General features: G+C 63.4%; 19 protein-coding genes and 1 pseudogene. 8 read left to right on the plus strand and 12 right to left on the minus strand.

Annotation, left to right across the window (positions count from 1 at the left end; all coding sequences use genetic code 11):
• The first annotated feature begins 171 nt into the window (after positions 1–171).
• A complete protein-coding gene (locus ALSL_RS02445; protein WP_161970921.1) occupies positions 172–933 on the plus strand; it encodes a DUF4158 domain-containing protein in 762 nt (253 codons plus the stop codon).
• Between the two features lie 116 nt (positions 934–1049).
• On the opposite strand, the gene ALSL_RS02450 is transcribed toward ALSL_RS02445, so the two are convergent.
• Positions 1050–2018 carry an IS5 family transposase gene (locus tag ALSL_RS02450; protein WP_126536245.1) on the minus strand — a complete coding sequence of 323 codons (969 nt, stop codon included), beginning with the start codon at positions 2016–2018 and terminating at the stop codon, positions 1050–1052.
• 67 nt (positions 2019–2085) lie between these two features.
• On the opposite strand from ALSL_RS02450, the pseudogene ALSL_RS02455 reads away from it, so the two are divergent.
• Together ALSL_RS02455 and tnpC are read left to right on the plus strand one after the other, a co-directional pair.
• Positions 2086–4359: pseudogene (locus ALSL_RS02455) on the plus strand (Tn3 family transposase); the annotation flags it as partial.
• Positions 4340–4708: a Tn3 family transposase post-transcriptional regulator TnpC gene (gene tnpC / locus ALSL_RS02460; RefSeq protein WP_068205447.1), complete on the plus strand. Its 369-nt coding sequence runs from the start codon at positions 4340–4342 to the stop codon at positions 4706–4708. The pseudogene ALSL_RS02455 and the gene tnpC, both read left to right, overlap by 20 nt.
• An 18-nt stretch (positions 4709–4726) precedes the next feature.
• Here the strand turns inward: tnpC and ALSL_RS02465 are convergent, their stop codons facing one another.
• On the minus strand, positions 4727–5113 hold the full coding sequence (locus ALSL_RS02465; protein ID WP_027485211.1) for a MerR family transcriptional regulator: 387 nt from the start codon (positions 5111–5113) through the stop codon (positions 4727–4729).
• A 155-nt stretch (positions 5114–5268) separates the two neighbouring features.
• On the opposite strand from ALSL_RS02465, the gene ALSL_RS02470 reads away from it, so the two are divergent.
• From ALSL_RS02470 to ALSL_RS02485, 4 genes are all read left to right on the plus strand, one after another.
• On the plus strand, positions 5269–5808 hold the full coding sequence (locus tag ALSL_RS02470; protein WP_231381790.1) for a cation efflux transmembrane domain-containing protein: 540 nt from the start codon (positions 5269–5271) through the stop codon (positions 5806–5808).
• A 70-nt stretch (positions 5809–5878) separates the two neighbouring features.
• A complete protein-coding gene (locus ALSL_RS02475; RefSeq protein ID WP_240954413.1) occupies positions 5879–7837 on the plus strand; it encodes a cytochrome c/FTR1 family iron permease in 1959 nt (652 codons plus the stop codon).
• 12 nt (positions 7838–7849) lie between these two features.
• A complete protein-coding gene (locus tag ALSL_RS02480) occupies positions 7850–8473 on the plus strand; it encodes a cation efflux transmembrane domain-containing protein (protein WP_027485208.1) in 624 nt (207 codons plus the stop codon).
• Entirely contained in the window at positions 8470–9039 is a 570-nt protein-coding gene (locus ALSL_RS02485; RefSeq protein ID WP_027485207.1) for a phosphatase PAP2 family protein, read from the plus strand. The genes ALSL_RS02480 and ALSL_RS02485 overlap by 4 nt, the downstream gene beginning before the upstream one ends.
• A 211-nt stretch (positions 9040–9250) precedes the next feature.
• On the opposite strand, the gene ALSL_RS02490 is transcribed toward ALSL_RS02485, so the two are convergent.
• From ALSL_RS02490 to merC, 9 genes are all read right to left on the minus strand, one after another.
• Positions 9251–10156 carry a cation diffusion facilitator family transporter gene (locus ALSL_RS02490; protein ID WP_043795557.1) on the minus strand — a complete coding sequence of 302 codons (906 nt, stop codon included), beginning with the start codon at positions 10154–10156 and terminating at the stop codon, positions 9251–9253.
• Positions 10156–10776, minus strand: a complete 621-nt coding sequence (locus ALSL_RS02495; RefSeq protein WP_027485206.1) for a cation efflux transmembrane domain-containing protein — start codon at positions 10774–10776, stop codon at positions 10156–10158. Before ALSL_RS02495 ends, ALSL_RS02490 begins: the two co-directional genes overlap by 1 nt.
• A 133-nt stretch (positions 10777–10909) precedes the next feature.
• Positions 10910–11239, minus strand: coding sequence for a P-II family nitrogen regulator (locus ALSL_RS02500; RefSeq protein ID WP_126536249.1), 330 nt, complete (start codon positions 11237–11239; stop codon positions 10910–10912).
• Positions 11236–14370, minus strand: coding sequence for an efflux RND transporter permease subunit (locus ALSL_RS02505; RefSeq protein ID WP_126536251.1), 3135 nt, complete (start codon positions 14368–14370; stop codon positions 11236–11238). The genes ALSL_RS02500 and ALSL_RS02505 overlap by 4 nt, the downstream gene beginning before the upstream one ends.
• On the minus strand, positions 14370–15467 hold the full coding sequence (locus tag ALSL_RS02510; protein ID WP_126536253.1) for an efflux RND transporter periplasmic adaptor subunit: 1098 nt from the start codon (positions 15465–15467) through the stop codon (positions 14370–14372). The genes ALSL_RS02505 and ALSL_RS02510 overlap by 1 nt, the downstream gene beginning before the upstream one ends.
• Positions 15464–16627 (minus strand): TolC family protein, encoded by a 1164-nt coding sequence (locus ALSL_RS02515; protein WP_126539976.1) that lies wholly within the window; start codon positions 16625–16627, stop codon positions 15464–15466. Before ALSL_RS02515 ends, ALSL_RS02510 begins: the two co-directional genes overlap by 4 nt.
• Positions 16628–16839: 212 nt before the next feature.
• Positions 16840–17271 (minus strand): hypothetical protein, encoded by a 432-nt coding sequence (locus tag ALSL_RS02520; RefSeq protein WP_231700276.1) that lies wholly within the window; start codon positions 17269–17271, stop codon positions 16840–16842.
• 67 nt (positions 17272–17338) lie between these two features.
• Positions 17339–17554, minus strand: coding sequence for a GDCCVxC domain-containing (seleno)protein (locus tag ALSL_RS13715; RefSeq protein WP_126536258.1), 216 nt, complete (start codon positions 17552–17554; stop codon positions 17339–17341).
• A gap of 70 nt (positions 17555–17624) precedes the next feature.
• Positions 17625–18047: an organomercurial transporter MerC gene (gene merC, locus ALSL_RS02530; RefSeq protein WP_126536260.1), complete on the minus strand. Its 423-nt coding sequence runs from the start codon at positions 18045–18047 to the stop codon at positions 17625–17627.
• A gap of 68 nt (positions 18048–18115) precedes the next feature.
• On the opposite strand from merC, the gene merR reads away from it, so the two are divergent.
• The gene (gene merR, locus ALSL_RS02535) at positions 18116–18523 is read left to right on the plus strand and encodes a mercury resistance transcriptional regulator MerR (RefSeq protein ID WP_126536262.1); all 408 of its coding nucleotides are present in this window, start codon (positions 18116–18118) and stop codon (positions 18521–18523) included.
• Positions 18524–18657: 134 nt separating this feature from the next.
• Here merR and ALSL_RS02540 read toward each other — a convergent pair whose 3' ends face one another.
• Positions 18658–18999: a hypothetical protein gene (locus ALSL_RS02540; protein ID WP_126536265.1), complete on the minus strand. Its 342-nt coding sequence runs from the start codon at positions 18997–18999 to the stop codon at positions 18658–18660.
• Positions 19000–19094 lie beyond the last annotated feature (95 nt).

Below are 19094 nucleotides of genomic sequence, written 5' to 3' on the forward strand. Positions count from 1 at the left end.
AGGAACACCGCGGCGAATATCGGGTCGTGCCCGGATAAAGCAAAAATTGGGACATTTGCAATATAACTGATTGATTTTTTAACGCCGCCACTGCGCTGTTGGCGCTGAAATCATCCGGAGATCACGGGTTCGCTATGCTCGAACCTCGTGCCCTTCCTCCGGATGGTGGTCATGGCAAATCTTGAGCGTACCGCGTACCCCCGCTTCCCTCGGGTCATCACGACACGTGATCTGCTTCAGCATTACACCCCCGATCCCGACGAGGTGACGTGGGTGGCGGGTTCCGCCTACAGCCGGAACGCTCAGTTGAGCCTCATGGTGCTCCTGAAAACTTTCCAGCAGCTCCACTATTTCCCCGACCTGGAGAGCGTACCGCCCGAGATTGTCGATCACATCCGGACCGTCATGAATCTGGGACCCAAGGCGGTTGCCCAGTACCGACAGCCCAAGACGCTATACCGTCATTGCGCGGCCGTTCGCGGGTATCTCAGCATTCACCGTTATTACGGCAAGGAAGCCCAACGCATCGCAGTGCGCGCCGCCTATGAAGCTGCGGAAGTCATGGATCAGCGCGTGGATGTGATCAACGCTACGATCGAAGAGTTGATCTTTCGTCGATACGAGCTGCCTGCCTTCTCGACGCTGGACAATATCGCCGAGGCAGCCGCAGCGACGGCACAGGACCGCTTATATGCACGCATTGACGAAGCCCTGACCGGGGAACGCCGGGCTTTTCTCGATAGCCTGCTCGCCACGGACTTTGCACATCGACAGAGCGCTTTCCAGGCCATTAAAGCACTCCCCAAGCGGGCTACCCGAAAGCATCTGGAGGCGCTACTGGATCAGCTCGCGTGGCTTAACACGCTGGGTGACGTGGACGATCCCCTACAGCACGCGCCGGCGAGCAAGTTGCGGCACCTAGGGAAGGTCTGAACAATCCGCCAAACCCACGTTATTTCCGAGCCTCGAAGGCCGAAATCCCGTCAATCCGCTCGGAATTCCACCTTTTGCCATGCCGCCAGACGGCTTTCCCCGTCCAGCGGACGCACTTATCCCGCCGCCGGCATCAAGCGCCGGCGCGACATCCACAGGTTCGACAGCGCGAACAGCGTCAGCACCTGTGCCGCGTTCTTCGCGATGCCGCGATAGCGCACCTTCGTATAGCCGAACTGCCGCTTGATCACACGGAACGGATGCTCGACCTTGGCACGGACGCTCGCCTTCAAGCGCTCCAACGCCCTCGCTTCCCGCTGATCGCGCTTGCGCTTCATCGCCTTGATCACCGAAGGCTTCTTCGCGATCAGGAACACCGCATCCACGTCCTGCATCTCCTCGCGCTTCTCGGCACCGATGTAGCCACTGTCGCCGAACACCACGTCCTCCTTGCCGTGCAGCAGCTTGTGCGCCTGCGTCACGTCCGCCACGTTCGCCGCCGTGCATTCCACGTGGTGCACCAGCCCGGAGGCATCGTCCACCCCGATGTGCGCCTTCATCCCGAAGAACCACTGGTTGCCCTTCTTCGTCTGATGCATCGCAGGATCCCGCTCGCCCTCCCGGTTCTTCGTCGAACTCGGTGCATTGATAATCGTCGCGTCCACGATGGTGCCCGAGCGAAGGCTCAGGCCCTTGCGCTGAAGATGCGCATTGACCTGCTTGAAGATCTTTTCGGCCAGACCGTGCGTCTCCAGCAAGCGCCGGAAGTTCAAGATCGTCGTCTCGTCCGGGATGTCGCCCATGCCACCAATCCGGGCAAAGCGGCGCATCACCGGCGTATCGACCAGCGCCTCTTCCGTCGCCGGGTCACTCAAGGCATACCACTGCTGCAGGAAGTGGATCCGAAGCATCGTCGCCAAGGGGTAAGGCTGCCGGCCGGGCCGGCCCAGCTTCGGATAATGCGGCTCGATCAGCGCCAGCAGCGCCTTCCACGGCACGACCTGATCCATCTCGGCAAGGAACACCTCGCGCCGTGTGCGCTTGCGACCGACCAGATCCTCGGCATCACCAAACGAAAGCTGCATCGAACTCGCCCCTTGAAGCAATGGCCGATTGTGGCCGAAAGTGACGGAGTTGTTCAGACCTTCCCTAGCTCACCAAGCTGCATTACTCGACGCTGATGATTTGCGTCGCACAGCCGCGCCACGGCGCTACACCCTCATGCTTGCACTCATCCACCGAATGCGCGTGCGTGCGCGCGACGATTTGGCGGAGATGTTTATCCGGCGTGTCAGCACCCTGCATAAGCGAGCACGCGAGGAACTTATCCAAATCCAGATGCATCAGCGCACGATGGCGGAGCAACTGGTGGCCCGACTCGATGATGTCTTGGCCATCCTGGTGGACGAGCCGGACGACCTTCCTGCCGGCCGCCGGATCCGAGCGCTGCTCACGCCGGACGGTGACTCGGCCAAGTTGCGCGAGGACTGTGCCGTGATCCAACAGGCTGGTGGCAGCAATCACCTGCCGCTGCTCTGGCGCTTTTTCACCAGTCATCGCCAGGTGTTGATGCGCTTGGCCCGGACCCTCGATTTTGTGTCCGCAACCCAGAACCAGTCGCTGATTCAAGCCCTGAGGGTGGTGCTGGCCAACGAGTCCCGTCGTGTGGAATGGCTATCGGCCGAGGTGAATCTGCAGTTTTGCTCGGAACGTTGGCGCAAGCTGATCGTTCGATCCTCCGAGGGAGAACCGACGATCAACCGCCGCTATCTGGAGATGTGCGTGTTCTCGCACTTGGCCAGCGAGCTGAAGTCGGGCGACATCTGCGTGGTGGGATCGGAGGCCTTCGCCGACTTCCGCGAACATCTCCTTCCCTGGTCGCAATGCGAAACGCGCCTGGCGGAGTTCTGCGCCAAGGTTGATATTCCGGCCACCGCCGCCGGCTGCGTGGCCGAATTGAAGCAGCGCCTGGCCGAGACGGCGTCCCAGCTCGATGCCGCGTTCCCAGACCTCAAGAGCGATCTGGCCATTGGCGCCGAGGGCGCGCCGGTGCTGCGCAGGCTGCAGGCGCAAGAGGTGCCCGCCTCGGCGATCGCCCTGCAAAGCGCCCTCAATCGGGAACTGCCGACACGCAACCTGCTCGACATTTTGGCCAACATCGAGCATTGGACGCACTTCACCCGGCACTTCGGGCCGATTTCGGGGAACGAGCCGAAGATCAAACAAGCCACTGAGCGCTATCTGCAGACTGTTTTCGCCATGGGCTGCAATTTGGGCCCCAATCAGGCGGCGCGGCATTTCGTGGGTGAAGTCAGCCCGCACATGATCTCGCGCGTCAACCGCCGCCACGTGACGGTGGAGAAACTGGAGGCGGCGACACGCGAGCTGGCCGAACTCTATCTGCGCCTCGATCTTCCGCGGCTCTGGGGTGACGGCAAGAGCGTCGCGGCCGATGGCACGCAATATGACTTCTACGATCAGAACTTGTTGGCGGGCTATCACTTTCGGTACCGCAAGATGGGTGCGGTGGCCTATCGTCATGTCGCGAATAACTACATCGCGACCTTTCGGCACTTTATCCCGCCGGGTATCTGGGAGGCCGTCTACGTCATCGAAGGCCTGATGCAAGCCAAGCTGTCGGTCGAACCCGACACCGTGTACTCGGACACGCAGGGCCAGTCGGCCACCGTGTTTGCGTTCACGTACCTGCTCGGTATCAATCTGTTGCCGCGGATACGCAACTGGAAGGATCTCGATTTCTTCCGTGCCGACAAGCAGACCCACTACAAGCACATCGACTCGCTCTTTCATGGCGCAATCGACTGGACGTTGATCGAGACCCACTGGAAGGATCTCCTGCAGATTGCTATCTCGATCCAGGCGGGCAGGATCGCCTCCCCGATGCTTCTGCGCCGGCTCGGTGCGAGCAGCCAACGCAACCGCCTTTTTCTGGCGGCGCAGGAGCTCGGGCGCGCCCACCGCACCGTCTTTTTGTTGAACTGGATCGGTAGTTTGCCCTTGCGCCAAGAGGTCACGGCCGAGACCAATAAGATCGAGTCGTACAACGGCTTCGCGAAGTTCTTTTCGTTCGGCGGCGACGTGATCGCCGAGAACGATCCAGACGAGCAACAGAAGCGTCTTCGGTATAACGATCTGATCGCCTCGGCCGTGATCTTGCAGAACACCGTGGACATGATGCGCGCCCTTCAAAAGCTTGCTGATGAAGGTCTCGCGGTGTCGGGACACGACGTGGCCTTTTTCTCACCCTATCTGACCGGCGGCGTCAAACGGTTTGGTGACTATCGCCTTGACTTGAAGCGACCGCCCGAACCGTGGATTCGTGACCGCCTGTTCAAGGATGCCGCCAAAGCCGCGCGGGCGACGACCCTAGCAACGGAGCAAGCGAATGACCCAGCGATCGAATAGCACGGGGCGGATCGACGCCGCGTCGCCCCGCGGGGGTGTCGACGTCATAGGACTTCAAAAATTGCGCGCGACCTTTGATACGACTCACCTGTTGCGTGCGGTCGATGATCTCGACACCGTTCGCGCGGTCCTGGTCGATCCGGACGAATTACGCGCCGATCTTCTCCGGTTGCATGGGATGGCGCACACCCTGATCAACGGGGGAGCCTTATCCGCGACGAGCGTCGATGAAACCATCACCGAGTTGGCGGCAGACATTGAGGCCGAGCTGGAGAGCATGAGCGCCTTGCTCCTGACCATCCGACAACGGATACGGCCACTTCTGACGCTGACCCCTGACGATGGCTAATGGAGGAATGCAGACCATCTACCCTGCCAGCGATTGCAAGATGGTGCAGGTTGCTCGCGTGTCGTGATGGCACGTTTCGATCATGCCCCGCAGCTCGGCGGCCAGCGCCGCCAATTCGCGCTGCTTGGCTTCCACCTGTGCCAGATGCGTTCGTGCCACGCCATCGACCTGCTTGCACGACAGTTCCGTGCGTGAGGCAAGCGTGAGTAGGCTACGGATTTCTTCGAGGCTAAAACCCAGCGCGCGGCTGCGCACAATGAACTGCAAACGCTCGACGTCGCTATCGCGATAGTTGCGGTATCCCGCAGTCGACCGCTCCGGCGGCGGCAGCAACCCGATGCGCTCGTAGTAGCGTACGGTTTCCAGATGACAGCCGGTGGCTTTCGCCAGATCGCTAATGCGCACGGTGGTTGACTCCGTAGTAGCTACGGACTTTAGTCTACGCCGCACACCGCATAAGAGTTCAAGTGATGGCATGTTGCGACTGTGAATCAACCGGTCAAGCGTTGGCTCGCTCTGCGGCCCAGCGTCGCGTGTTATGGACGGTCTTATTCATCAACGTGGCGATCTTCGTGGGCGAATTCGGCGCGGGGCTTTGGGCTGATTCGACCGCGCTGCAGGGAGACTCCCTGGACAGTCTCGGCGATGCGTTGGTGTATGCGCTCAGTCTCTGGGCCGTGGGACAGGCCCTGCGGTGGCGGGCGGGGTCCGCTCTGGTGAAAGGCGGCATCCAGCTGCTGTTCGCGGGGATCGTGATCGCCGAAGTCGGCCGCAAGCTGGTGACGGGTGCCGAGCCCTTGACAGGTGTGATGGCGATCGCCGCCGGTGTCGCGCTCATCGCCAATCTCACCTGCCTCGCGTTGCTGACCCGATTTCGTTCGCACGACATCAACATGCGCTCGGTCTGGCTGTGCTCGCGCAATGACGTCATCGGCAATGCCGGCGTTTTGCTGACCACGGCACTCATGGCCTGGAGCGGCTGGACATGGCTCGATCTGGCTTTTGGCGCCTTGCTGGCGTTGCTTTTCGCGCGAACCGGTGTCGAGGTCCTGAGATCCGCGTGGCCGCAGTTTCGTTTGCACCCCTCGCACGTCCAGTGAACGCCATGCTGCCACCGAATCCCTCTCTGGCTATACTTCAACAATGATAACGACACGCATTCGCAATATCTTGCACCACGTCGCCGTGGCCGCCCTTCTGGTGTGGGGCATAGGCGCGCTGCCGGCACAGGCCGAGGACATCCCTTCCGCCGTCCCGCAGACCTGGCAGATGCTCGACTACCTGGCGACCGATTACGCGGGCGCGGTGAAGGATGGCGCTGTGATCAGCACGTCCGAGTACGCCGAGATGCGGGAGTTCACGGCGACAGCGCGATCGCGTATCGCCGCGTTGCCACCGACCGTCGCCACACCGGCACTATTGCAACAAGCCGATACGTTGGTGGCCTCGGTCGAGGCCAAGGCGACACCCGCGCAGGTGGCGACGCAGGCGCATGCACTGGCCGATGCGTTGCTGCAGGCGTACCCGGTGCCGACCGCACCGGAACGCGCTCCCGATCTGGCGCGCGGGGCAACGCTCTATCAAAACCAGTGCGCCGCTTGTCATGGCGCCACCGGACACGGTGACGGGCCCGCTGGCCTGCTGCTATCGCCCCGACCGGTGAACTTCACCGATCAGACGCGGGCCGATCAACGCAGCGCGCTGTCGTTGTATGAGGTGATCAGCCAGGGCGTGGCAGGCACGCCGATGGCGAGCTACGCGCAGCAACTCTCTTCCGATGACCGCTGGGCGCTGGCGTACTACGTGGGTTCGCTGGCTTACGCCAAGGAAGCGGTCGCCGGTGCCGATACCTGGCAACACGACACTGCCGCGCGAGCGCAGATCGCGGATCTGAAGGAGCTGTCGCGTGCGCGTGTTGCGCAGCTGACACCTACTCTTGGTGCAGAGCGTGCTCGGACGATCGTGGGTTACTTGCGAGCTCACCCTGACGTCATCCAGCAGCAGGCCTTGGCCGGCATCCCCCTGGCACGGGCGCGACTGGCGGCGAGCCTGACGGCTTACCGTGCTGGTGCGAAGACGCAAGCCACCCAGCTGGCGCTATCCGCCTACCTCGATGGCGTGGAACCGGTCGAACCGCAACTCAATGCACGTGACAGCGCGCTGCGCGCCCAGCTCGAAACGTCGATGGGTGCCTATCGCAGCGCATTGTCGGGTAACACTCCCGTGGAGTCGGTGGTGAAACAGGCCGATGCCATTGATGGTCTGTTGGTACGCGCACAGGAAGTCACCGCCGATGCGGCGAGCGATGCGGCCGCCATCTTCTTGGGTGCCTTCACCATCCTGGTTCGCGAGGGTCTGGAAGCCCTGCTGGTCGTGGTCGCACTGCTCGCTTTTCTACGCAAGGCCGCGCGACCCGAAGCGCTGCGCTACGTGCATGCGGGCTGGATCCTTGCGCTCGTGGCCGGTGGCATCACCTGGGCGATCGCCAGCTATGCGATCTCCATCAGCGGTGCCGGTCGTGAATTGACCGAGGGACTGTCGTCGCTGTTTGCGGCGTTCGTGTTGCTCGGGGTCGGTCTGTGGATGCACCAGAAGAGCATCGGTGGTCGCTGGCAGGCGTATCTAAAGGAAAAGATGGCGGCCGCGCTCAACCGACGTTCGGCGTGGTTCCTGTTCGGACTGGCCTTCATCTCGGTGTACCGCGAGGTGTTCGAGAGCATCCTGTTCTACGCTGCGTTGTGGAACGACGGCCAGGAAGTGTGGCTGCTCAGCGGCATCGCCGCCGGTGCCGCGGTGCTGGGGCTAATCGCCTGGGTGCTGCTGCGCACCAGCCGGCGGCTGCCGATCGGCACATTCTTCTCCGCCAGTTCGGCGCTGATCGCCGTGCTCGCCATCGTGCTGACTGGCAAAGGTATCGCCGCCCTGCAGGAGGCCGGCTGGGTCGCGGTGAGCGTGGCGCCAGTGCCGCATATCGAATTGCTGGGCATCTATCCGACCTGGCAATCCTTGTTGGCCCAGTTGGCGATTTTGGTGCTGCTGGCTGTCGGATTCGTGTTCAATATCCGTCGTGGCCGTCAACGACTCCCGTCACCTCCAACGACTCGGGAAGTGCTCCCCGATGCAGACTGAAGGCGACAAGACATGAGCGACTGCGGCTGCCACGTGCAAGCGACCAATGAAGCGGAACGCCGAATTCTGCGCGTCGCCTTGGGGCTCAATGCCACGATGTTCGTGGTCGGCATCGTCGCGGGGCTGATCGCCCAGTCGATGGGATTGATCGCCGACTCGCTGGATATGCTGGCCGATGCGAGTGCCTACGGCATCGCCCTGCTGGCGTGGGCGCGCAGCGCGAGCTTCAAGGCCTCGGCGGCACAACTGAGCGGAACACTGCTTTTGGTGCTGGGGCTAGGCGTCTTGCTCGGTGTCGTGTGGCGCCTTGTGATGGGAAGCCACCCCGAGGGCTTATGGATGACGGGCATCGCCTTGGTGGCTCTCGTCGTCAACACCACGGTGCTGCGCTTGCTGGAACGCTTTCGTCATGGTGAGGTGCATTTGCGAGCGACTTGGCTATTTACCCGGGTCGATGTCCTCGCGAACTTGGCGGTCATCGTCTCCGGTGTGCTGGTGCTTCTATGGCACAGCGCGGTGCCTGATCTGGTGATCGGTACGGCCATCGCCTGCTATGTACTGAAGGAGGCGCTGGGCATTCTGCGCGAAGCGAAGGAAGCGCGGGTTGCCGCCAGCGAATCGATCGTCAAACCATGACCGCTCCGGCATTGGGGCTTGGCCCGGTGGTGTATGCCGTTGACCTTCGACTGTTCCACGCCATCCATCCGTCTACACCGCCGTCGCCCGCGATGCTGCATCTGGCGCGCGGTCTGGCCGATGGGCCGTTGATCCTGACCGCTGCTCTCCTTGGGACGATGCTGATGTTTCCTCGGTGGTCGATGCGCTCGATCGCCCTGAAAGCGGTGGGTGTCGCTGCCGTGGCACTACTCCTGAATCTGGTCATCGGCGCTGTCTGGGATCGAGCGCGCCCCTTCGTGGCCGGTGTCGGCCAAGCATGGGTCTCCCATGCGGCGACCGGCAGCTTTCCCAGCGACCACCTGACCGTGCAGTGGGTCGTCGCCGGCATACTGTTGCTGAATCAACGCAGCCGAGTTTGGGGCATCGGGATCGCACTGCTTGGTCTGCTCATGGCATGGGCACGCATCTACCTGGGCGTGCATTATCCCGGCGATATGCTGGGAGCCCTCGCGATAGGTGGGCTGGCCATGCTGAGTGGCTGGGCTGGGGTTGCGAGCCAGCCCCACGCCGTCCAACGGCGGTGACCACGTAGCCGCGCATACTGTCGGCCTTCCACCGTGGCCAGCGTCGCCAGCGGCGCACGCGATCGCCCAGGTTCATCGGCATCGCACGCACAATGACGTGCGCAGGCTTGAGACAGGACGACGGTTCCCGCCGCAGCCACGCCACGCCGACGGGGAGTCATCGCGTGGAAGCGGCACCGGGCTCGCGGTTTGGCAAAGCGACTGTGTGAGGTCAAACCTTTTGCGGCTCCTCGCACCCCAGCCCGCACGACGTTGTTTCGACCTGCAGCGTCACGTGATGGATGTCAAAGCGCGCCTCCAGCATCTGCGCCAGCCGGAGCCGCAGCGCTTCTGCGTCTGATGCGTCGCCATCCATGATCACATGCGCCGCCATCGCCGAACGCGTGCTGCTGAGCGCCCATACGTGCACATCGTGCAGCGCAGCCACGCCCGGAGTGGCCAGCATTTCGGCGCGGACCCGTTCAGTATCGACGCCACGAGGCGTCCCCTCCATCAGGACATTCCCGGCCTCTCGCAGCAATGTCCATGTCCGCGGCAGCACCCACAGACCAATCAACACGGCGATGATTGGATCGGCAATGTAAAAGCCGGTGAACTTGATGATCAACGCGCCGATGATTACGCCGACCGAACCGATCATGTCGGCCCAAACTTCCAGATAGGCGCCTTTCACGTTGAGGTTTTCACCGCTGCCGGCCTTGAGCAATCGCATCGAGATGAGGTTGATCACCAGCCCGAGCACCGCGATCACCAGCATGCCGGTGGAGGCCACCGACGGCGGTTCGCTGAAACGCCGCACCGCCTCCCACAAGATGTAGCCGGCGACGAGGAACAGCAAGCCACCATTGACGAGTGCGCCGATGGCTTCCATGCGCGCGTAACCATAGGTGCGTTTCGCATCGGGGGGACGTCGTGCCAGGCGCACGGCGGTCAGCGAGATCGTCAGCGCGATCACATCGGTCGCCATGTGTGCCGCGTCCGACAACAAGGCCAAGCTGTTGGTAAGCAGACCGCCGATGATCTCGGCGACAAGAAACATACTGGTCAGGCCGAGTGCCCACCACAGCGGCGTCTCGTGCCTGATCTCCGTACCCACATGATCGTGCCCGGCATTCATCAGTTGTCTCCACTCACGTAGCTTCGCCACGCCATGCGGAACACCCGCCATGCCGAGCGCAGAAACATCAACAACAACGCCGACGCAACCAGCAGATCGGGCCAGCCGGCGCCGAAGAAGCCGACGCCGGCGGCCGCTGCCAGCACGGCGACACCTTCGAACACGTCATTGCGCGAGCATTCCCAGGCCGAGGCCATGTTGACGTCGCCTTTGCGGTAAGGCAGCAGCAGGCGCAGGCATGCGGCATTGGCGACCAGGTTCAGCAAGGCGGCGATACCGATCGCCTCGAAGATCGGCACGCCAGGATGCAGGAGACGCCAGCCAATCTGGATGGCGACTGCAAGCGCCGCACCAAGAATCAGTGCGCCCTTGAACAGCGCCACCCGGGCCTTCGCGCGGTCACTGGCACCAACAACCGCAAGGCTCAAGAGGTAGGTGAGCGCATCCCCAAGATTGTCCAACCCGCCGGACAGCAGCGACGACGAACCGCTGTAGATCGCCGCGGCCAGCATCATCGTGAAAGTAGCGAGGTTGATCGCCAGAACGATCATCAACACCCGACGCTGCCGCGCCTGCAACGCGGCAATATCGATGGTGGTGGCACAACACGTATCAGACATGAGCCGGTAACCCGATGGATTGGATGCATGCTTCAGGTATTGGAATCCCTCATGGCGGCGACCACTCTACGCGGCCGCCGCCGTGTTATGAAATGACACCGATGCAGCGACGTGAGTACTCCCGCTGCCCCGATTAGTCGTTATCCACACGCCCGTCGATCGGCCACGCCCGATCCACCGTGCTCTGGTAGACCCAGCCCGCAACACTCTGGCCGGTGCGTCCGTGCAAACGGATCAGCTGCACGGCCCGTTCGGCTTGGTCGTCCTCGCAAAACACTTCGAGCTTGATCTGCCGGGTGACGCGCTCGCCCAGCTCCATCGAGTAGACCTGCTCCTGGCCGTTGAGCGCGGTCAATAGACCCTTGACGTCGCTCACCGACAGATAACGGAACCCGGCTTCTTCCAGTGCATGGATCACGTCGACGACGCGGCCACGGTGGATGAATGCCTTCACTTCTTTCATGGGGTGTTCTCCTTGGCGAGGCGCCGGGCGGCGCGTTCTTCGATCCAGTCGTACAGCACCGGCAGCAGGACCAGCGTCAGCAAGGTCGAGGTGATCAGGCCGCCGACCACCACGGTGGCCAGCGGACGCTGGGTTTCCGCCCCGACACCGCTGGAGAGCAGCATCGGCACCAGGCCAAGGATCGCCACGCTGGCCGTCATCATCACCGGCCGCATGCGCAGGGCGGTGCCGCGGATGACTGCGTCCCGCACGGGCAAGCCTTTCTCGCGCTGCTCGTTCAAGAAGCTCACCAACACGATGCCGTTCAACATCGCCACGCCGAACACCGCGATAAACCCGATCGCCGAGGGCACCGACAGGTATTGCCCGGTGATCGCCAGCCCGACGATGCCGCCAATGGTGGCGAACGGCACGTTGGCCAGGATCAGCGCGGCGTACTTCACCGAGTTGAAGGCGGTGTAGAGCAGCACGAAGATGAAGAAGATCGTCGCCGGCACGATCAGCGACAGCCGCTTCAATGCCCGTTGCTGGTTTTCGAACGCGCCGCCCCATTCGGTGTAGTAGCCCGTCGGGATGTGCACCTGTTCGTTGATCGCGGCATTCGCGTCCTTGACGAAGCCGTCGATGTCACGGCCGCGCACGTCCATCTGGATCACCGCATAGCGTTGCAACTGCTCGCGGCGAATGAACGAATAACCCTCCGCATCGCTTACCTCGGCAATCTGTGATAGCTGTACCAGCGCACCGCTGACGGTGCGGATCGGAATGCGCTTGATCGCCGGCAGCGAGTTCTTGTCCGCATCGTCCAGCCGCACCGCTATGTCGAAGCGCTTCACGCCATCGAGCAGGGTGGTCACCGGCTCGCCACCGATGCCGTTCTTCACCACGGTCAGCACGTCGTCCGCATTCAGACCGTAACGGGCCAGCGCGTCGCGATCCACCTTGATGCGGATCTGCGGCTTGCCGATATTAGCCTCCAGCGCCAGATCGGCCACCCCCGGCACACCCGCAAGCGTGTTCTTGATACGGGCGCTGAGACGATCCAGCTCGCCCAGGTCATTGCCGTAGATTTTCAGCGCCAGGGTGGCGCGCACACCCGAGATCAGTTCCTCAATGCGCATCTGGATCGGCTGGGTGTAGCTCACCACCGCGGTCGGCAAGGCGGCGGATAGTTCCTTCTGCATCGCCTCCTCGATGCTTTCCAGCGTCTCGCCCTTGCGCCACTGATCCTTCGGCTTCAGCGGCGTGTAGACCTCCATGTAGTTCACGTCGGCGGTCTCGCCTTTTTCCGCGCGGCCGATCATCGCCAGCGTGGTGTCCACCTCCGGGAATTTCTGCTTGATCAGTGCCGACACCTGCTTGGAGATATTGATCGACTCATCCAGCGAGGCCGAGGGAATCGAGGTGATACGCCACATGATGGCGCCCTCTTTCAGGTTGGGCATGAACTCCTTGCCCAGGAACGGGAACAGCGCGAGGCTGCCGATCAAGGCGCCGGCGGCGATGCCCAGCACCAGCTTGCGCCGTTCCAGTGCCCACGCCAGCACGGTGGCGTAGTGCCGTTTCAGGAACGCGACCAAGCGCGTGTCCTTCTCTTCCTTGGGCTTTAATACCAACGCCGCCAGCACCGGAATCAGCGTCAGGGCCAGGATCAGCGAGCCGGCCATGGCGAAGCTGATGTTGAACGCCATCGGCTTGAACATCTTGCCTTCCAGCCCCTGCAGGCTGAACAGCGGCAGGAACACCACGATGATGATCAGAATCGCGAAGGCCATCGGATTGGCGACCTCGCGGGCAGCGGCCAGCACGGCCGAGGTGCGGTCCACCGGACCGCCATGGGCTTTGCGCTCAGCCATGATGCGGTAGGCGTTCTCCACCATCACCACCGCGCCATCGACCATCATGCCGATGCCGATCGCCAAGCCTGCCAACGACATCAGGTTGGCTGACAGACCGGCCTGGTTCATGCAGATGAAAGCGATCAGCATCGCCAACGGCAACGCCACGACCACCACCAGCGCACTGCGAAATTCGCCCAGAAACAGGAACAGGATGATCGCCACCAGGATCGAGCCTTCGATCAGCGCCCGCACCGCGGTTTCTACGGCCGCGTTGACGAGCTCGGTACGCTCGTACACCGGCTTGACCACCACGCCCGGCGGCAGCGCCTGCTTCACCGTGTCGAGCTTGGCCTTGACCGCATCGACCACGCTCTTGGCGTTCTCACCGATCCGGGCCAGGGCCTGGCCCATGACGACTTCCTTGCCATCCCGGGTTACGGCTCCCGTACGGGGGGCGCCCGCTTCGGTGATCGTGGCTACGTCACGTACGTAGACCGGCGTGCCATCTTCGGTCTTGAGGACGATGTTGCCCAGATCCTTTGCGTTCTGGACCAGCCCCAGGCCGCGCACCAGATACTGCTCGCGTCCCACGTCGACGAAGTTGCCGCCGACCTGCGCATTGTTCGCCTGCAAGGCTTCGATCACCTCTTTGAAGCCGAGCTTGTGTGCGATCAGTTTCATCGGATCGATGCGCACCTGGAACTGCTTTTCCTGGCCGCCCCACGACGTGACATCGTCGACGCCGGGGGCGGTGCGCAGGATCAGGCGGATGGTCCAGTCCTGCAGTGTGCGCAGATCCATGTCGTTCGGGGCAGTGCCCGCCGCGGCCCCCTTCAGTTTGTCGTCGGCGCGCTCGACCGTGTACCAGAACACCTGACCCAGACCCGACGTGTTCGGGCCCATCTCCGGCTTGCCGTAGCCGGCCGGCAGGCGATCGCCCACCTGTTGCAGCCGTTCGTTGACCAGCTGGCGGGCGAAGTAGATGTCCATGCTGTCGTCGAAATACACCGACACATAGGACAAACCGAACAGACTCACCGAGCGGATCTGTTCCACCTTGGGCAGGCCGGCCAGCGCCGATTCCACCGGCGTGGTGAGCAGCTGTTCCACATCTTCGGCGGCCAGTCCCGACGCCTCGGTGTAGACGTTGACCTGCACCGGTGTGACATCAGGGAACGCGTCGATGGGCAACTGGCGTACGGCCTGAAAACCGAGGAAGCCGATCACCACGAAGGCGATCAGCACCAGCACCTTGTAGCGTAGGGAGAATGTAACCAGACGTTCCAGCATCATTCTTCTCCCAACTGCGAGCGCAGCAACCGCGCCTTCAGCGCGAAGGCACCCTTGCGCACGTAAGGGTCGCCGGCCTTGAGACCTTGCGTGATGACTGTCCAGCCGTCGCGCGTGTCGCCGACCATCACCGGTGCCGGCTCGAACGCCCCGTTACCCTTGGCAAGGAATACGGTTGGCTGGTTCTGCAGCAGCACGATCGCGTCGGCCGGTACCGCAAGCGCTTTCACGGCGCTGCCGGCAGCAATACGCGCTTCGACCAGCTCACCGGGATGCAGAAGATCCTTGCGGTTGTCGACCTCGATGCGCACCGGCACGGTGCGGGTGCGCTCATCGGTCTGGTGCGAGCGCTGTACCACTTTGCCGGGTATGGCGGTGTCGTGGACGAGGATGCGGGCGTCCGCGTCGGGTTTGACCCGTTCGGCATCGGCCGGGGACATCTGCGCAACGACCCACACCGAATCTTCCTTGACCAGGGTGAACAGTGTGCGGCCGGGCTCCACCCGCTCACCGACCAGAAATTCATCGGTGGTGACGCGGCCGGCCGCGGGCGCGAGCAGTTCGAAACTGCCATCGGCCGCGGCCGATCCCTTGCGCAGCAGACCCCCGATCTGGCCATCGGACAAGCCGTAGGCACGCAGCTTGGCGCGAGCCTGGTCGCGCTGCACTTTCGCCTCGTTGTAGCGGCGCGCCGACACCGCCTGTGGCCCAAGCGATGCGATCCGTTGCCAATCCTGTTCGGCGACGATCAATGCACCTTGCGTCTCGGCGACCTGCACGCTGGAGAGCACGACCAGCGGCGCACCGGCTTTCACGACATCGCCCAGCCGGGCCTTGCGAGCCAGCACCTGCGATTCCACGCGCGGCGACACCAGCACGGTGGAATACGCATCGGCCTTCACTTCGCCGGGAGCCTTCAATTCATCAGTCAGGTCGCGCGGGGTCACCTTGTCGAGCACGATGCCGGCAGTTTTGATCGCCTTGGCGTCCAGTGCGAGCGGGTTGGCGGGCGGAGCGTCTTGTGCCATCGCCGGTCCGGCCAGGGCGGCCAACAACGCCATGCCCAGCAGGCCGCGCTTCAATAGAGATTCATTCATCGGGAAATGTCCTGATTGGGGCCGTCCTGAGTGCGGCCATCGAGCCAGTCGTTCAGACGGCCAGCGGCGGTGAGGTAATCGAACCAGGCCTGCCAGGCTTGGCTTTCCAGCTCCTGGCCCGACAGCGCGGTATCGAGGCTTTGCTTGAGCTGTACGAGGTAATCGGACGTGCTGATCTCACCGGCACGCCAGAGCTTTTCCAGCAGCGCGGTGCGGTCCTCGAACGCGGCGGCGCGGCCGGTGCGAAACGCCTCGGCGGCACCGCGTAAGGCGGCATAGCGGGCTTGCGCTTCCTGCAGCCCCGCACGCAGGACAAACTGGCGCGAGCGCACGCCTGCGGCGGCCGCATCGGCTTCTGCCCGGGCGGCATCCACTTCGGCACGCCCTGTATTGAGCACGGGCAAGGGAATGGACACGCTTACGCCGATCACCTGATCGGTACGCGGCCCGCTGCGTACCTGTCCACCGGTCAGGCTCAGCGTGGGATCGGGGATGCGGGCGCGACGGGCGACTTGCACGCCTGCCTCGGCGCTGGCTTGCTGGGCACGGGACTGTCGCAGTTCGGGCAGCTCATCGACAGGCAACGGCGTGACGCTGCCCACCACTGGTGGCATGCCGGCTGGCAACGGTGGCAGCGCGGTCAGCTGATCGCCACTGATGGCCAGCAACTCGGCACGGGCCGCCGCTTCGTTGCTCGCGAGCGTGGCTTGTTGCACCTGCGCCTCACCCAGTGCCAGGCCGGCCAGATCGCGTTCGGGACTACTGATGTCGCCGACCTTCAGCCGCTGCGCGGCCAGGTCATCGAAGCGCTGCATCAGCGTGAGGCGACGCTGGCCCAGCTCACTCTGTCGGGCCGCGAGCGCGGCCGTCGACCAGGCTTTCAGCCAGCGGGCGGCGACGTCACGCCGCACTAGGTTATAGGCCGCCTCGGCGGCGCGCAGGTCGGCCTCGCCCTGACTGGCCCGGGCACGACGCTTACCGGACAGATCCAGCGGCAGACTGATGCCAGCCGTACGCCGATTGACGTCGGCGTTCTCCGCATCGAGTGACAGAGAGGGGTTGTACAGCGGCTGCGCGGCGGCACGTGCACGGGCTTGGGCCGCGTCAAGATCGGCCCGCGCGGCCTGCACCTCGGGGCTGGTTTGCCAGATACGACGCACCGCCGCCTGCAACGGTGATGACGCCAATGCTGTCGGCAGGGGAGCTACCGGTGAGGACGGATGAGTTACGGGGGCGGCACTGAGCATGGCCGCGTACAACAGACACACGGCGCCGATCGGCACCGAACGAAAAACAGACATGAAGCGATCTCCTGAAAACGGTCACGAAGCGATGCACCGCACAGGCGGTGGCGTCGCGTAACGGAGCGGTTTCAGGCGATCGGAGGGCGCAGCAGCGAGCCGGTCGTGGCCGACATGAATCCCGAATGGAAGGTGAGCGGCGCGAAGTGCGCCTCCATCCTGGCGATGGGAAGCGGTGCACTGGCGGGCAATGTCACCGAATGCGCACAGGCACAATGACAGTTGCTCCCATCGCCCAGGAGACAGCTGTTTGCATCGTCAGCCGATGTCGTGTTGACGGCGGTATCCGCCACCAGGGTAGTCGGGGCAGCCGCGGTCGCCGAAGGGAATCGCGCACCCGGGCCATCGGCCACACAGATCGAGCCACTGACCAGCTTGATCAGCAGCACCACCACGGCCAACACCCACAGGCCGCGGTTGCGGCGCAGGCGAGTCAGCAGGGATGGCACAGACCGATACATATTTCGATCATAAACGACAGTCGCGCTGTTAGACAATTTCACTTGGCCGCCTGACGTGGCAAACTCGAAAGACCCTCCACCAGCGTCGTTGATCCATGCGAAGGATGGTTTACCCGCAGCACGACTTCTGCTGCTGGATCGGCGGACACGGCACACTGCCGTAGGAGCAGAACACGCAGCAGTCGCCGGCTTTCGGTCGGAGCAGCTCGCCGCAACCCGCACAGTCGTAAAAGAACTGGCACGCGTCAGTCGGCATGGTCTCGGTGACCTGATGGCCGCAGTGCGGACAGGTTAGCGTGCTCTGCAGGATGAGCTCGGTCGTCATGCGTTTCGCCGGAAAAATGTATGGAAAGTGTTGGCAGCGTCTTCGCTGTGCCCATGTCTATCGTGTCGATTCAGTGGGCATCCATCGTATCGCTGGCGGTGCGGCAGGACGCGCTGGGAGCCGGCGCCAGCAGATCGCGGACTGAGACCGCCACCATCAGCAGCAGGCCCGGATAGAGCAGCCACCCGGTGCGATGGCCACTGGCCCGCATTACGAATACCGCCAGCAGCACCAGCAGCGGGCCGAGCACACCGAGCACGGCACGCGGCCACCGCCGGTGGCCGAGCCAGCCCAGCGCATTGGCGAGTAGCGCGATGACGGCGAAAGCCGGCAACAGGATGCGGATAAACAGGCCTTCATACGGGCTCAATACGCCCAGCCCGATCGCCGCACCGAGGCCGGCCAGGGCGGGAAAGCAATTCACGCAGGCCGCCGCCGAGACGGCACTGCCGATCAGTCCGGCCTTGTCGGCCAGCCGGGTAAGCAAGGACATGGAGTCTCCTTTCGCGCGGGATGCCGGTGGTCTAAGGTATTCCCGTAGTCAAGTACGGAGTCAAGCCCATGCCATCCAGGCAGGATACGTTTTCCATCGGCGCCTTCGCCAAGGCAGCCGGGGTCAATGTCGAAACGATCCGCTTCTACCAGCGCAAGCGCCTGTTGGCGGAGCCCATCCGTCCGCCGGGCGGCATTCGTCGCTACGGAAGCGCGGAGGTCGCGCGGGTGAAGTTCGTGAAATCCGCGCAGCGGTTGGGGTTCAGCCTTGATGAGGTGGCGCAGCTACTGCGGCTGGAGGATGGCACCCATTGCGCGGAAGCGGCCGGTCTCGCAGCGCTACGGCTGGCCGATGTGCGCAACCGACTGGCCGACCTCGCGCGCATGGAGACGGCCCTCGCTGCGCATGTCGAGCAATGCGGCACGCGTCAGCGCAACGTGTCCTGCCCGCTGATCGCCTCGCTGCATGCCCGCTGAAATGGCGACAGGCAGGATGCGGCAGGCCTGATGCCGGTGGAGCGCATCGGCTGGATGGTATAACCACGCCTTGGCCACTCCGCCATGGCCCGTCGCGGAGCATGCAATCTAGGCGGTTTCGTCGTCGCGCCCGTTCAGGGCATGGGCCGCGTGTGATCTGCCCACTGCGCCGTGCCCTGGACCAGTTCGGCCCGCACGCAATGCGCGTCCGTGATCGACGTTACCGTGGCTTGCCCGCTCGCGGCGAAGTGTTCAATGGGCACGCCTTTGCCGGGAATCACGTACGCCAACCTCATGACCTGCAGCCGCGCGCCGACGGCTGGCAGTGGCGTAACCCGGTAGCAGATGTCCAACTGTCGTCCGTTAACATGACCAATCCAGCCGTCGGCGTAAGTATTGGTCGCGTGCGCGATCGCGCAGATGGTCAAGCCCGTGAGTAGCAGGGCGGTGCCGAGATACGCAGCGTGCGATTTCATCGTCGTACTCCAAAATAATCGGACTACCTTGATAGGCGCGGCCACAGACCTCACGAGGCACGTGGCCGCACCGCCACCGCCGCCGGTCAGCCCCT

Source organism: Aerosticca soli, from assembly GCF_003967035.1.
In the GTDB taxonomy this organism is placed as follows: domain Bacteria; phylum Pseudomonadota; class Gammaproteobacteria; order Xanthomonadales; family Rhodanobacteraceae; genus Aerosticca; species Aerosticca soli.